The organism is Microbacterium pratiae, from assembly GCF_047302165.1.
Classification (GTDB): Bacteria; Actinomycetota; Actinomycetes; order Actinomycetales; family Microbacteriaceae; genus Microbacterium.
In genome coordinates, this window is record NZ_CP154843.1 from 3,140,535 (window position 1) to 3,154,655 (window position 14,121).

The 14,121-nt window shown below is 70.7% G+C and carries 11 protein-coding genes; 5 read left to right on the top strand and 6 right to left on the bottom strand.

Translation table 11 applies throughout. The annotated features are described in order from the left end of the window. Positions 1-35: 35 nt before the first annotated feature. A complete protein-coding gene (gene secA / locus AA0Y20_RS15015) occupies positions 36-2,825 on the bottom strand; it encodes a preprotein translocase subunit SecA (protein WP_412935862.1) in 2,790 nt (929 codons plus the stop codon). 160 nt (positions 2,826-2,985) lie between these two features. Between secA and AA0Y20_RS15020 the strand changes: the two genes are divergently transcribed. Then, positions 2,986-4,311 carry a hypothetical protein gene (locus tag AA0Y20_RS15020; RefSeq protein WP_412935865.1) on the top strand — a complete coding sequence of 442 codons (1,326 nt, stop codon included), beginning with the start codon at positions 2,986-2,988 and terminating at the stop codon, positions 4,309-4,311. A 71-nt stretch (positions 4,312-4,382) separates the two neighbouring features. Here the strand turns inward: AA0Y20_RS15020 and hpf are convergent, their stop codons facing one another. From hpf to mtrA, 5 genes are all read right to left on the bottom strand, one after another. Next, positions 4,383-5,045 (bottom strand): ribosome hibernation-promoting factor, HPF/YfiA family, encoded by a 663-nt coding sequence (gene hpf / locus AA0Y20_RS15025; RefSeq protein WP_120264732.1) that lies wholly within the window; start codon positions 5,043-5,045, stop codon positions 4,383-4,385. Positions 5,046-5,138: 93 nt separating this feature from the next. Next, entirely contained in the window at positions 5,139-5,804 is a 666-nt protein-coding gene (locus AA0Y20_RS15030; protein ID WP_412935867.1) for a phosphoribosyltransferase family protein, read from the bottom strand. Positions 5,805-5,892: 88 nt separating this feature from the next. After that, positions 5,893-7,569, bottom strand: a complete 1,677-nt coding sequence (locus tag AA0Y20_RS15035; protein WP_412935869.1) for an LpqB family beta-propeller domain-containing protein — start codon at positions 7,567-7,569, stop codon at positions 5,893-5,895. Then, positions 7,566-9,236 (bottom strand): MtrAB system histidine kinase MtrB, encoded by a 1,671-nt coding sequence (gene mtrB / locus AA0Y20_RS15040; RefSeq protein ID WP_412935871.1) that lies wholly within the window; start codon positions 9,234-9,236, stop codon positions 7,566-7,568. Before mtrB ends, AA0Y20_RS15035 begins: the two co-directional genes overlap by 4 nt. A gap of 7 nt (positions 9,237-9,243) precedes the next feature. After that, positions 9,244-9,924, bottom strand: coding sequence for an MtrAB system response regulator MtrA (mtrA, locus tag AA0Y20_RS15045; RefSeq protein WP_412935872.1), 681 nt, complete (start codon positions 9,922-9,924; stop codon positions 9,244-9,246). 142 nt (positions 9,925-10,066) lie between these two features. On the opposite strand from mtrA, the gene AA0Y20_RS15050 reads away from it, so the two are divergent. The 4 genes from AA0Y20_RS15050 to AA0Y20_RS15065 are packed head-to-tail and all read left to right on the top strand — an operon-like array spanning position 10,067 to position 14,116. Then, on the top strand, positions 10,067-11,359 hold the full coding sequence (locus AA0Y20_RS15050; RefSeq protein WP_412935873.1) for a hypothetical protein: 1,293 nt from the start codon (positions 10,067-10,069) through the stop codon (positions 11,357-11,359). Further along, a complete protein-coding gene (locus AA0Y20_RS15055; RefSeq protein WP_412935875.1) occupies positions 11,356-11,988 on the top strand; it encodes a DUF4129 domain-containing protein in 633 nt (210 codons plus the stop codon). Before AA0Y20_RS15050 ends, AA0Y20_RS15055 begins: the two co-directional genes overlap by 4 nt. Further along, a complete protein-coding gene (locus tag AA0Y20_RS15060) occupies positions 11,985-13,154 on the top strand; it encodes a DUF4350 domain-containing protein (protein WP_412935877.1) in 1,170 nt (389 codons plus the stop codon). Before AA0Y20_RS15055 ends, AA0Y20_RS15060 begins: the two co-directional genes overlap by 4 nt. Continuing rightward, entirely contained in the window at positions 13,151-14,116 is a 966-nt protein-coding gene (locus AA0Y20_RS15065; protein WP_412935879.1) for an AAA family ATPase, read from the top strand. Before AA0Y20_RS15060 ends, AA0Y20_RS15065 begins: the two co-directional genes overlap by 4 nt. Positions 14,117-14,121: the final 5 nt, after the last annotated feature.

Genomic DNA, 14,121 nt, shown 5'->3' on the forward strand with positions numbered 1-14,121 from the left:
CGGGCCGATCGACGATGCGTGGCCCGCTCGCCGGATCACTTCTTCTTGCCGGCGGCGCGCCGTGCCGCGCGGTTGCCCGCGTCTCCGGCATCCTCGTTCGCGCCCATCTTCTGACCGAACGCGCCCCGCGGTGCGTCGGCGGGGGCGTCCTGCTCGGCCGCCTGCTGACGCGCCTTCGCCGTCGCGGTCTTCTGGACCTGACCGCGGTCGTTGCGCACCTCGACCTCGCCCGAACCTGTGTCGCTCGGGGCGGAGTACTCGAGCTTCTGCGTCTCGACAGGCGTCGGGGTGAGCCCCTTGGCGTCGACGTCACCACTCTCGGCGGAGCGCACCTCGACCTCGAGGTTGTAGAGGAAGCCGACCGACTCCTCCTTGATCTGGCTCATCATCGACTGGAACATCTCATACCCCTCGCGCTGGTACTCGATGAGCGGGTCGCGCTGGGCCATCGCGCGCAGGCCGATGCCGTCCTTGAGGTAGTCCATCTCGTAGAGGTGGTCGCGCCAGCGGCGGTCGAGCACCTGCAGCACGACACGGCGCTCCAGTTCGCGCATCGCGGGCTCGCCCAGCGATTCCTCGCGCTGCTGATAGGCAATCTTCGCGTCGGAGAGCAGCTCGCGCTTGAGGACGTCGGCGGTGATGCGTCCCTTGTTCCCGGCCTCGGCCACGACCTCGTCGATCGTGACGCCCACGGGGTAGAGCGTCTTCAGCTCGGTCCAGAGGGCGTCGAAGTCCCAGCTCTCGGTGTGGCCCGAAGACGTGTGGTCGTCGATGACGGCGCTGATGGCGTCTTCGATGAAGTGCTGCACGCGCTCCGAGAGGTCGTCGCCGTGAAGCACCTGGCGGCGGTCGGCGTAGATCGCCTCGCGCTGGCGGTTGAGCACGTCGTCGTACTTCAGGACGTTCTTGCGGATCTCGGCGTTGCGCGCCTCGACCTGAGACTGCGCGCTCTTGATCGCGCGCGAGACCATCGACGACTCGATCGCGACGTCTTCGGGGAAGTTCGTGCGAGCGAGGATCGCCTCGGCGGCGCCCGACTGGAACAGGCGCATGAGGTCGTCGGTCAGCGAGAGGTAGAACCGGCTCTCACCGGGGTCGCCCTGACGGCCCGAACGACCGCGCAGCTGGTTGTCGATGCGGCGCGACTCGTGACGCTCGGTGCCGAGCACGTAGAGACCGCCGGCTGCGACGACCTTCTCGGCCTCCTCGGCGACGGTCTCCCGCACCGACGAGAAGACCTCGTCCCACGCGGCCTCGTACTCCTCCGGAGTCTCGACGGGGTCGAGCCCGCGCGACTTCATCTCCTGGACGGCGAGGAACTCCGCGTTACCGCCGAGCATGACGTCGGTACCGCGACCGGCCATGTTGGTCGCGACCGTCACGGCGCCCAGGCGACCGGCGCGGGCGACGACCTCGGCCTCACGGGCGTGGTTCTTGGCGTTGAGGACCTCGTGCTTGACGCCCTTCTTGGCAAGCAGGCGCGAGAGGTACTCGCTCTTCTCGACGCTCGTCGTACCCACGAGCACCGGCTGACCGGCCGCGTGGCGCTCGACGATGTCTTCGACGACCTGCGCGAACTTCGCGGTCTCGTTCTTGTAGACGAGGTCGGGCTGGTCCTTGCGGATCATCGGCTTGTTCGTCGGGATGGGGACGACGCCGAGCTTGTAGGTCGACATGAACTCGGCCGCCTCGGTCTCGGCGGTACCGGTCATGCCCGAGAGCTTGTCGTAGAGACGGAAGTAGTTCTGCAGCGTGACGGTGGCGAGGGTCTGGTTCTCAGCCTTGACCGGAACGCCTTCCTTCGCCTCGATGGCCTGGTGGATGCCCTCGTTGTAGCGGCGGCCGACGAGGATGCGGCCCGTGTGCTCGTCGACGATCATGACCTCGTCGTTCATGACGACGTAGTCGGTGTCGCGCTTGAACAGGGCGCGCGCCTTGATCGAGTTGTTCAGGAACGAGATGAGCGGGGTGTTCGCCGACTCGTAGAGGTTGTCGATGCCGAGGTAGTCCTCGACCTTCTCGATGCCGGGCTCGAGAACACCGACGGTGCGCTTCTTCTCGTCGACCTCGTAGTCGACGCCCGGTTCGAGGGTGAGGGCGACGCGCGCGAACTCGACGAACCAGCGGTTCGCCTCGCCCGACGACGGCCCCGAGATGATGAGGGGGGTGCGGGCCTCGTCGATGAGGATCGAGTCGACCTCGTCGACGACGGCGAAGAAATGGCCGCGCTGCACGAGGTCCTCACGGCGCCACGCCATGTTGTCGCGCAGGTAGTCGAAGCCGAACTCGTTGTTCGTGCCGTACGTGATGTCGGCCGCGTACTGCTCGCGGCGCACCTCGGGGGTCTGACCCGAGACGATCGTTCCCGTCGTCATGCCGAGCGCGCGGTAGACGCGGCCCATGAGCTCGGACTGGTACGAGGCGAGGAAGTCGTTGACCGTGATGACGTGGACGCCCTTGCCGGCGATCGCATTCAGGTAGGCCGCGAACGTGGCCGTCAGCGTCTTTCCCTCACCGGTCTTCATTTCGGCGATGTTGCCGAGGTGGAGGGCCGCACCACCCATGACCTGCACGTCGTACGGACGCTGACCGAGCGTGCGCTTCGCGGCTTCGCGCACGGCGGCGAACGCCTCTGGCATCAGCCGGTCCAGGGTCTCGCCCGCTTCGTGGCGGGCACGGAGCTCGGCCGTCTCGTTCCGCAGCTCCTCGTCGGTGAGGCGGGCGTAATCCTCTTCGAGCGCGCCCACGGCCTTGACGATCTGCTGCAGACGGCGCAGCACGCGGCCCTCACCGGCGCGGAGCAGTTTCTCGAGAGGGTTGGCCACAGCGGATCTCCATCTGTCGGGTGCGCCGACGCCACGTCGGCCGCGCCCGCGCGTACGCACGGGCATATGGAGCCATGTTATCGGGCCGTGACCTTGGCGTCGCCTGCGAGAGCCGACGACATCCCCTCCCGCGCCGACCGGCGAGACCTAGGATCGGAACATGGCCGGATTCTGGGGCAGACGCAAGCAGGAACAGCAGAAAGTCGCCGACGCGGACGCGAACCTCGCACGCGAGGCCGACATCGCTCTCGTCGGAGCGGACGAGCGCCTGCGTGTCACGAGCGACGAGATGGTGTTCGCCGAGGCTGAGCTCGGCGAGGAGGCCACCGCGCCGCTGCGGGAGGCCATCGCCTCCGTTCGCCATCACCTCGGCGAGGCGTTCCACCTCAAGCAGCTCAACCACGACGAGATCCCCGACACCCCCGAAGAGGTACGCACGCGCAATGCGCGCATCGTGCAGCTGTGCGAGTGGGCCCAGGATCTTCTCGACGATCGTGTCTCCGCGCTGTCCGAGGCGATCGAGCGCGCACGCCGGGCTCCGGAGATCCTCGTCGGCATCCGGAACGACGTCGCCGTCCTCCGCGAGCGCGTTGGCCCCGCACGCGCCGTCATCGAGCGCGTGTCCGGCCGCTACCACCCCGATGCCCTCAACCGCGTGAGCGGGAACGCCGACGAAGCGGCCGGACTGCTCGAGTTCGCCGAGCACGGCGCCGATGTCGCCGAACGTCGACGCGCGGCCGGCGAGCGCGGACCCGCGAACATCGCCCTCGAGACCGCCACCGAGGCCGTGCGCCGTGCCCGCACTCTGCTCGACGCGGTCGACGACTTCGAGGTCGAGGCGCTGCGGGCGCAGTCGACGCTCGCCGATGTCGTCGCCGACTCCCGTGACGACCTCATCGCCGCTCGCACCGCGCCGCAGACACCCGCGGTGACCACGGCGATGGCGGAGCTTCAGCAGGCGCTGACGCGCGTCAGCCCCGCCGGCACCCCGGGCGACCCGTTCGCGGAGCTGTCGATGCTCCGCGAGAAGAACGCCGCGCTCGACGTCGCCGTCGACACGGCGCGCGAGCGCGCCGCTCGTCCGGTCCCGCCCGAGAGCCACGTCCGACATGCGATCGACGACGCCGACCGCCAGCTCTCCGTCGCTCGGAGCGTCATCGCCGGCCACCGCGGCTGGATCGGTGCGGACGCCCGCACCCGACTCGCCGAAGCCGAGAGCCTGCGGCTCGGGCTCGCTCCTGCCGGGCCGATCTCAGAAGACGACCGCGAGAAGGCTCTCGCGGACGCTCGGCGGTGCGCCGCGCTCGCCGGCGAGGCCCTCCACCTCGCCCAGCGCGACATCGACGGCTCGCGCCCGAACGACGGCTGGGGCGGCCCCGGCGGGTACGGCGGCGGATGGGGCGGTCGCGGCAACGGCGGCAACATGGTCGGCGGCATCCTGGGCGGTCTCGTGATCGGCAGCATGCTCGACGGCATGTTCGACTGACGCCCCGGCTGCGGCCGACATGCGACGGGGGCGGATGCCGCGATGGCACCGCCCCCGTCGTCGTCCTCAGCTCAGGACGCCAGCTCCGCCTCCGGCGGTGCCGCCGCGGTCAGCGAGATCACACCGTAGTCCCAGCCCTTGCGGCGGTACACCACGCTCGGGTGATCGGTGCGGGCGTTGATGAACAGGAAGAAGTCGTGGCCGACGAGCTCCATCCGATCCACGGCTTCCTCGACGGTCATCCACTCCGCACCGAACTCCTTGGTGCGGATGACGACGGGCGTGTAGTCGTCCTCTTCGGCGGAGTCTCCGATGACGGGCACCTCGCCCGTCGCCACGGCCCGCAGGACCTCGACCGACGCGGGCTCCACGTCGATGCCCTCGAGCGCGCCCGTGCCCTTGTCGAGCTTGGCGCCGCGAGGGTGATTGCGCGCGTCGACGCGCTTGTCCTTCGCGCGACGGACCTGCTCGACGAGCTTGTCGACCGCGAGGTCGAGGGCGACGAACTTGTCGCCGTCCGTGGCCTCTGCCCGGACGATCGGTCCCTTTCCGGTGAGGGTCAGCTCGACGGTCTCGTCATCCATGCGCCCGTTGCGGTAGGCGTGATGCGTGACCTTGATATCGAGGCGCTGCGCACGAGGTGCGAGCGTCTCGATGCGACTGGACTTCTCTTCAGCCACCGTGCGGAAGCGATCCGTGATCCCGACTCCCACGCCGACGATGCTGGTTTCCATCCTGACCTCCTTGCTCCGGTCCGCCCGGTTCAAGGGCGGACCTTCGTTCGCCTTGGTCTCCCCCACGCTAGTGCGGCGAGCGCGCGTTGTCACTCATGAACCGCCGGGAATATCTTCGGCGGCAGCCCGGAGAGGCGTATCGGCCAGCACGACGGCGCCGACGACTCGCAGACCGGCTCCGTCGAGCGCAGCTCGCGCGGCGCGGAGTGTCGCTCCCGTGGTCATGACGTCGTCGACGATGACGACCGAGCCCGTGCGCGAGCGTGCGGTGAACGCGCCCGCGACGTTGCGGCGGCGTTCCTCTCGTCCGAGCAGACGCTGGTCGGCGACGTGGCCTCGGGGGCGCAGCCATCGCGCCGTGCGCGCCTCGCAGCGCCGTGCGAGCATCTCGGGCACCGCATAGCCGCGTCGCCGCAGGGCCGCACGGGAGGGCGGCACCGGGACGAGCACGGCATCCTGCCACCCCGCGTCGCGGACGAGCTCCGCCGTCAGAGTTCCGAGGGGGCGTGCGAGTGCCGTCCTCCCGTCTTCCTTGAAAGCCCGGATGACGCGTGCCGTCGTGTCCGCGTACCGCGCCACGCTCCACACCTCGAGCCCGTCGGCATCACGTCGCCTCGGCTGCGGGATCGCCGCGGCGCAGCGCCTGCAGAGCGGACGGCCGGGTGCGTCGCATCCCGCGCACCACACCGGGATGAGAAGGTCGAGCGCGTCGGCGAGGTCTTCCCGCCAGCGCTCACGGCGGGCACGATTCGGCAGCACGCTCTCATGCTGTCCCCGGGGGCCGGCGCGAAATAGCCGGCGGACTGCGGCTGGGGGTGCAGCCGCCCGTCCGGTCACTGGGGAGGAATCAGCGCGGCGAGCCCTGCTGCGTCGCGAGGACGCGGACGCCGCCCGCCACCGTCGGCCAGGCCTGCCCCTTCTGGGCGTACAGGACGCCCTCGCTGTCGAGAAGGCGTACGGCCCGCAGCTGGTTCGTAGCCGCGATCGCCACCGGGCCCGCCGGCGCCGCGATCTCCTCGCCGAAACCGCCCACCGATTGCGAGATGACGACATCGGCGTCGCCGTTCTCCGCGAGGACCGCGATCGTCGACCCGTCGACCCAGCTCGCATCGATGCCGGTGCCCGGGAGACGTGCGACGGTCTCGCGGTCGCCGAGACCGACGGGTGCACCGTCGTCATCGCGGAGGACGCCGGCGATCCACAGCGCCGGGCGCGAGCCGTCGCGCACCAGCGCCGCGATGCGCGTGCCATCGCGCGACACCTCGATGCTCGAGATCTGCGACGCGCCCGGCCACGCGTTCGCGATGGGGACGACCGTGCCGTCGTCTCCGGTCGCCGTGAGCCCCGACGGGTCGCCGGCGGGAACACTCCAGATGAAGCCCTGCGGATCGATCGTCGGGTCGATCAGGCCCGCGCGCTCGTCCACGACTTCGAAGGTCGCGTCGTCACGAGCCCGTACGACAGCTCCGGCGGTCGTGCGAACCACGGCAGTGCTGCGATCCGCCCCCACCTGGATCGACTCCGGCTCGAGCTCGGGGATGACGGTCGACAGCCCCGGCAGGGGCTCGACCTCGGAGCCGGAGAGGAAGCCGAACGCGTCCTCCGTCAGGACTGCCGGTCGGACATCGACGCGGATGGGTCGGACATCGACGGCCTGGGCCGCGACGGGCTCGCCGTCAACGGACATCTGCGCACCGCGGATTCCCGCCGACTGCAGGCTCGCGTCGAGCTGCGCCTGCATCCGGTTGCGGGTCTCCGGCACGATGGCCAGTGCCGACTGCGACAGGGGCACCTGCGCCACCCCCGCATCGAGCGGAACGGCACGGGTCGCGAGCTCCAGGCTCTCGGGGAACGCCGAGTAGACGGCGCCCGACAGCCAGGGGCTCGGATCGCCGTCGATGAGAGCCTCGGTGATGTGGGTCGCGGCGTTCGTCGCCGGGAACCAGCGACGGTCGGGCACGAGGTAGGTCCACGACCGATCGAAGTACATGACGGAGTACTCGCGGAAGACCGCCTGGAACCGGGCACGGTCGAGCACGACGCCGTCGGGTGCTTCCGAGATCCGCCACTCGCCGTCGACCTCGACGAGGCTGAAGTCCAGCGGCATCGAACCGCCGTCGGTCACCGACAGCGCGCCGGTGGCGTCGACGGCCGCTTCTGGGGTGATGGAGACCGTGACCGTACCGTCGCCGGCCACGGTGTAGAGGCGTTCGCCCGGCAAGTCGATCGTCGCCCGGGCGGTCGGCTGCCACGACGAACGGAAGTCGGGCGCGAGGAACTGCCGCGCGGTGCCCCAATCGTCGCGGGGGCCGGAGCCCGCCGCAAGGAACCCCGCCACGATCTGCTGCGGGGTCGCTCCCGGTGGCGGATCGTCGGGCAGGAACGAGAAGTCGACCGCGCCGGCCTCCTGGTCGATGGGCGCGCCGGCGACGACAGGGCCCGAGGTCGGCAGCCCGGTGCAGCCCGTGAGCACCACGGCGCACAGCATCGCCAGAGCCGTGGCGATCGGACGCAGACGCTTCACGATGAGCCTTTCGCGGGACGGGGCAGGGATATGGGCTGGGTGAGTCCCAGATCGTCGAAGGGTACGCCGTCCTCCCCCGGATCGGTCGGGAGCGGCGAGTGACCGTCGAGCGGCTCGCTGCGCCGGGGAATGGTCAGCACGAAGTTCGTCCCCCGTCCCAGCTCGGACCACACCGCGAGGGTGCCGCCGTGCAGTCGGGCGTCGCCGAGGGCGATCGAGAGCCCGAGACCGGTGCCGCCGATGGTGCGCTTGCGCGACGGGTCCGCGCGCCAGAAGCGGTCGAAGACGCGCTCGGCGTCGGCGGGCCGCATACCGAGACCGTAGTCGCGCACTCCGATGGCCACGGCTCGAGCATCGCTGTCGACGCTCACCACGATCGGGCGGCCTTCGCCATGCTCGATCGCGTTGCCCAGCAGGTTCCGGACGATCCGACGCACGCGCCGGGGGTCCATCTCGACGGGCGAGTAGCCGCCGGGCGCCACGAGACGCACGTCGCTGCCATGCTGCTCCGCGAGCTGGGCCATGGAGGCGATGACGTCCTCGGCGAGCTGAGTCATGCTCGTGGGCTCGCTCTCGAGCTGTACCGAGCCGGCGTCGTAGCGGCTGATCTCGAGCAGGTCGGTGAGCAGGACCTCGAACCGGTGCACCTGGTCGTGGAGCAGCTCGGCGGCACGCGCGGCCACCGGATCGAAGTCGTCGCGACGGTCGTTGAGCATGTCGGAGGCGAGGCGGATCGTCGTCAGCGGTGTCCGCAGCTCGTGCGAGACGTCGGACACGAACCGCTGCTGCACCTGCGACAGCTCGGCGAGCTCCTTGATCTGCGCCTCGATACTGTCGGCCATGGCGTTGAACGACCGTCCGAGGGTGGCGAACTCGTCCTCGCCGCGCACCTGGAGCCGCACCGCGAGGTCGCCCGCCGCCAGTCTCGAGCTGCTCTCCGCCGCCTGCGCGATCGGCTCGGTGACCGAGCGCAGCACGATCCACGAGATCGCGCCGATCAGGACGACCAGCCCCACCCCGACGATCCACAGCGTGATCTGCACGAACGCGAGCGTCTGCGCCTCGCCCGCCAGGTCGTAACCGAGATAGAGCTCGTATGCGCCCACTTCCGGGAGCACGATCTGCTGCCCCACGACGATCCCGGGCACCTGACCGCCGCCGGACGCGGCGAAGCCGACCGGCTGCCACCATTGCAGCTCGTCGTCGCTCTGCACCTGCGAGCGCAGGTCGTCACTGATCCGGTCGGCGGGGAGCCCTGCCGAGTCGAAGTCCTGCGGCGCGATGGCCGACGGTTCGGACGAGATGCGGAACGCGGCGATGCGGTCGGTCGAGGACTGCCGCTGGATGGAGGTGCGCACACTCTCCATCAGGTTGTCGACGGCGACGACATCGCCCCCGACCTCAGCGGCGTCGAGCGTGGCCTGCGCCGACTGCGTCGCCCGCTGCGCTTCGGCGAGCAGCTGCGAGGTGCGCGACTCGAAGAGGTCGTTCTGGATGGCCAGCGACATCCACACCAGCGCCACCGTGATCGTCAACGCCGTCGCGCCGAGCGTGATCGCGACGGTGCGGAATCGCAGCGACCGCCGCCAGGTTCGCGCGAGCCGACGTCCCCAGGACCGCCAGCCGTGCGTCGCCACCGTCGCCGTCGTGACGGTGCGGATAGGCATCGGCGCGTCAGATGACGGCGCCGGCGCGATAGCCGACGCCGCGGACGGTCGTCACGATGCGCGGGTTGTCGGGGTCGATCTCGACCTTCGCCCGCAGCCGCTGCACGTGCACGTTCACGAGTCGCGTGTCGGCCTTGTAGTGATAGCCCCAGACCTGCTCGAGGAGCATCTCGCGCGAGAAGACCTGCTGCGGCTTGGAGGCGAGCGCGACCAGCAGCTCGAACTCCAGCGGCGTGAGCGCGATGACATCGCTGCCGCGGCGCACCTCGTGGCCCTCGACGTCGACGACGAGGTCGCCGATGCGCAGCGACTCCGAGGCCGATGCGTTGGCAGGGCGCAGGCGCGTGCGGATGCGGGCGACGAGCTCCTTGGGGTTGAACGGCTTGACGATGTAGTCGTCGGCGCCCGATTCGAGCCCCCGCACGACGTCCGCCGTATCGGTGCGCGCGGTCAGCATGATGATGGGAACACCGGACTCCGCACGCACCTGCGTGCAGATCTCGATGCCGTCCATGCCGGGCAGCATGAGGTCGAGCAGGATCAGATCGGGCTTCTCGCTGCGCCAGGTGTCGACGGCCGCCGCGCCGTCGGCGCAGAAAACGGTGTCGAACCCCTCGGTGCGCAGCACGATGCCGATCATCTCCGCCAGAGCGGTGTCGTCATCGACCACCAGGATGCGAGAAGTCATGGGCGGCGTTCGTCTTTCGGCTCGGGCTCGCGCGCGACGTGCGCGTACTCACCGTACCCGACCCGCGCACCGTCGACTCCGGATGCTGCGCACGCGTGTGACACGATGGGTTCGACCGAGCCGACTGTTCCAGGAGTGCATCGTGACGTCATACCCCGCGTGGACGCCGGCGCCGCGTCCCGGCATCATCCCGCTTCATCCGCTCTCGTTCGGGGTGATCCTGGGTCGTTCGTTCTCGGCACTGCGTCAGAACCCGAAGGTGTTGCTGGGCTTCGCGCTCGTCGTCCAGACCGTCGCGATCCTCGTCGCCACCGCGGGCATCGTCGCCGTCGGCTTCGCGACCTTCGGCAGGCTCGCGTCCCTGCGACCGGGCACCGACGAGTTCGAGACGGTCCTGGCCGGCTCCATCGCGATCAGCGGCGCCACCGCGCTCGTGCTGTCGCTGGCATCGGGGGCGCTCGGCGTCATCGTGCAGGGGGTCGTGGTCAGTGAGGTCGCGCATGCCGTCGTCGCAGAGAAGCACACCCTCGGCGGCCTGTGGCGTCGCGTGAAGCCAGTGGCCTGGCGTCTGATCGGATACTCGGCGCTCGTCTTCCTCATCGTCGCCGTCGTCATCGGGATCGTCGCCGCCGGGATCGTGGGGCTCGCCGTGAGCGTCGGCCCGGCTGCCATCATCCTCGCGATCATCGTGGGACTGTCCGCGATCCCGCTGAGCCTGTGGCTGAGCACGAAGCTCCTGCTGGTGCCGTCGGTCATCGTGCTCGAGCAGGCGACGGTCTTCGGGGCCGTCGCGCGGTCGTGGCGGCTCACCCGCGGACGATTCTGGCCGACGCTCGGGATTATCGTCATCATCTCGATGAGCTTCGGAGTCCTGGCACAGGTCATCAGCGTGCCCTTCTCGTTCGTCACGATGGGGCTGACATCGGTCATCACCCCGACCGGCGACCCCGAGCCGGGACAGATCATCGCGCTGCTCGTGGGCACGCTTCTCGCACAGGCGTTCGTCACCCTCATCCAGACCATCGCCGTGATCGTGCAGTCGACCGCCGGCGCGCTCGTCTACGTCGACTGCCGCATGCGTCGCGAGGGACTCGATCTCGACCTGTCGTCGTACATCGATCAGCGCGATGCCGGGGTCGCGGCTCCCGACCCGTACCGACGCAACGTCGGCCGCACGATGGACGGCCGCTGGCAGCAGCCCCCCGCGTACGGCGCTCCGCAGCCGGGCTACGGCTACGCCCCGCAACCCGGCTACGCGAGCCAGCCCGGCTATCCGCCGCCGCCGGTCCAGCAACCCGCGTATCGACCCGCGCAGCCCGCGCCCGCCGGATCGCCCGACCCGCAGCAGGCCGGGACCACCGCAGAGCCGCCCGTTGCGCCGACGGATCGTCCGTCATCGACCGACTGGACCGCTCCGGGCGCTGACCGCGCATGAGGCCGTTCGCCACGCCGGTCGCGCCCGACCCCGACGAAGCCCGCCGATGGGCGGAGGAGGAGCTGTCGAAGGCCGCGTACCAGGAGGCCGAGCCCACGCCTGTCGATCGCTTCGCGCGCGGCGTCGTCGACTTTCTCGCCGCCATATTCAACGGGCAGGTACCGGCGACGGTCGGCCCCTGGCTCGCCGCCGTGGCGATCGTCGTGATCCTGGTGCTGGTCGCGGTGGCCATCCTCATCTGGGGGCGCCCGCGAGCGATCGTCCGCTCACGCGCGAGCGTGCCGCTGTTCGGCGAAGACGAGACGCGCAGCGCGGACCAGCTGAGGGCGGACGCCGCGGATGCCGCGAACCGGGGCGCCTGGGACGACGCGATCGTCCTGCGCGTGCGCGCGCTCGCGCGCGGGCTCGCGGAGCGCACGATCATCGACCCCGCCCCGGGCACCACCGTGCACCGCTTCGCGGCCGACGCCGGACGCGTCTTCCGCGCGGAGAGCGCCGAGCTCGACCGTGTGGCCCGGGTGTTCGACGACGTGCGCTACCTGCGACGGCCGGGCACCGCCGAGGCCTACGCCGCCGTGCGCGCCCTCGATGAGCGTCTCGCGACGACGCGGGCGGAGGTGCCGGCATGAGCACGACAGTCGCTCCCCCGACGACACGTCGCAGATCGCGCTCAGTGCTCGGCTGGGCGGGTGTGACCGCCGGCCTCCTCGTCGCCGGCGTCGCGGTCGCCGCCATCGCCGGCATCAACACGATGCCGGCGCAGGGGCTTCTCGACCCCGAGGCAGCGGGCCCCGAGGGATCACGCGCGCTCGCCGAGCTGCTGCGCGACCGCGGCGTCGACGTCGAGGTCGCACGTGACCGTACGAGCGCTCTGCGGGCGCTCGAGGGCGGCGATGCGACGCTCGCGATCGCCGACACCGCGCCCCTCGACGACGACGACATCCTCGAGCTGCGGGATGCCGCTTCCGGCGTCGTCCTGCTCGAGCCGCGCACACGCGATCTGCGCCTGCTCCTCGGAGAGGCACGCAGCGCCGGCTTCGCCGACGGCTCGACCGTGGGCCCCGCCTGCGACCTCCCCGCCGCCGACTTCAGCGGGCCCGTCGGCCCGGGCGAGGTCTTCACCGCCGAGGGCGTCGACGACGCGTGCTACCCGGCAGCAGCGGGCTTCGGGCTCGTGGCCTCCGGCGACGGCGACCAGAGCGTCGCCGCGCTGGACGCCACCGCCCTGCTCGTCAACCGTCGGATCGCCGACGACGGCAACGCCGCGCTCGGACTCAACCTGCTCGGCGGCACCGGCACCGTCGTCTGGTACCTGCCGTCGATCGGCGACGGCTCGATCACCGGCGCCCCGTCGCTGGGCGAGCTCACGCCGCCATGGGTGACGCCCGCGATCCTGCTCCTCCTCGGCTCGGCCGTCGCCGCCGCCGTCTGGCGCGGGCGCCGCTTCGGCCCGCTCGTGGCCGAGAACCTGCCGGTGACCGTCCGCGCGTCCGAGACGACGGAAGGCCGGGCACGCCTGTACGCGGCCTCGGCCGACCCCCTCCACGCGCTCGACCAGCTGCGGCGCGAAGCGCTGCGCCGCATCGCGCGACTACTGGGGCTCGGTGCCGCCGACGCCGGCGCCATCGCCGATGCCGCCGCGAGCCGCATCGGCGACGATCGCACGCGCATCCGCGGCATCCTGCTCGATGACCTCCCCCGAAACGACCGCGAACTCGTCGACGCCGCCGACCGTCTGCGCGACGTGGAAGCAGCAGTTCTCCGATCCGTCCGTCCCGAAAGGAACACCCCATGAGCGAGACCGCATCCGGCGACCTGCGCGAGGCGATGAACCGCGTCCGGCTCGAGGTCGGCAAGGCCGTCGTCGGGCAGGACGGTGCCGTCACCGGCCTCCTCATCGCGCTGCTCGGCCGTGGGCACGTACTGCTCGAAGGCGTGCCGGGCGTTGCGAAGACCCTGCTCGTGCGCACCTTCAGTCGAGCCGTCGGCCTCGACACCACCCGGATCCAGTTCACCCCCGACCTCATGCCGGGCGACGTCACCGGATCGTTGGTCTACGACGCCCGGACCGGAGAGTTCGAGTTCCGCTCCGGCCCGGTGTTCACCAACGTGCTCCTCGCCGATGAGATCAACCGGACGCCGCCGAAGACCCAGGCCGCTCTCCTGGAGGCCATGGAGGAGCGGCAGGTCTCGGCAGACGGCGTCTCCCGCCCGCTCCCCGATCCCTTCCTCGTCGCAGCCACACAGAACCCGGTCGAGCACGAGGGCACCTACACGCTTCCCGAGGCACAGCTCGACCGCTTCCTGCTCAAGCTCGTCATCGACCTCCCGGCCCGCGACGACGAGATCTCGGTGCTGCGTCGCCACGCCGACGGCTTCCGCCCCGGGGCGCTGGAGACCGCCGGAGTGTCGGCAGTCGTGACGGCAGCCGAGATCCGCGCGGCCCAGCAGGCCGTATCCGCCGTGGAGGTCTCGGACGACGTCCTCGGTTACGTCGTCGATCTCGCCCGCGCCACCCGGCAGTCGCCGTCGGTTCAGCTGGGGGCGAGCCCCCGCGCCGCGACCGCCCTGCTCGCTGCCGCCAAGGCCTGGGCGTGGCTGGGCGGGTACCCGGCGATCACGCCCGACCATGTCCAGACGATGCTGGTCCCCGCATGGCGCCATCGGCTGCAGCTTCGCCCGGATGCCGAGATCGAGGGGGTCTCCGCCGACACGATCCTCACCTCGGTGCTGCAGCAGACGCGCGTCCCGATCTGAGCCGC

Excerpts from the sequence above, each read along its gene's own strand:
- hpf (WP_120264732.1), bottom strand. The coding sequence starts at position 5,045 with ATGGAAACCAGCATCGTCGGCGTGGGAGTCGGGATCACGGATCGCTTC.
- AA0Y20_RS15065 (WP_412935879.1), top strand. The coding sequence starts at position 13,151 with ATGAGCGAGACCGCATCCGGCGACCTGCGCGAGGCGATGAACCGCGTC.
- AA0Y20_RS15020 (WP_412935865.1), top strand. The coding sequence starts at position 2,986 with ATGGCCGGATTCTGGGGCAGACGCAAGCAGGAACAGCAGAAAGTCGCC.
- mtrB (WP_412935871.1), bottom strand. The coding sequence starts at position 9,236 with ATGCCTATCCGCACCGTCACGACGGCGACGGTGGCGACGCACGGCTGG.
- AA0Y20_RS15060 (WP_412935877.1), top strand. The coding sequence starts at position 11,985 with ATGAGCACGACAGTCGCTCCCCCGACGACACGTCGCAGATCGCGCTCA.
- mtrA (WP_412935872.1), bottom strand. The coding sequence starts at position 9,924 with ATGACTTCTCGCATCCTGGTGGTCGATGACGACACCGCTCTGGCGGAG.
- AA0Y20_RS15055 (WP_412935875.1), top strand. The coding sequence starts at position 11,356 with ATGAGGCCGTTCGCCACGCCGGTCGCGCCCGACCCCGACGAAGCCCGC.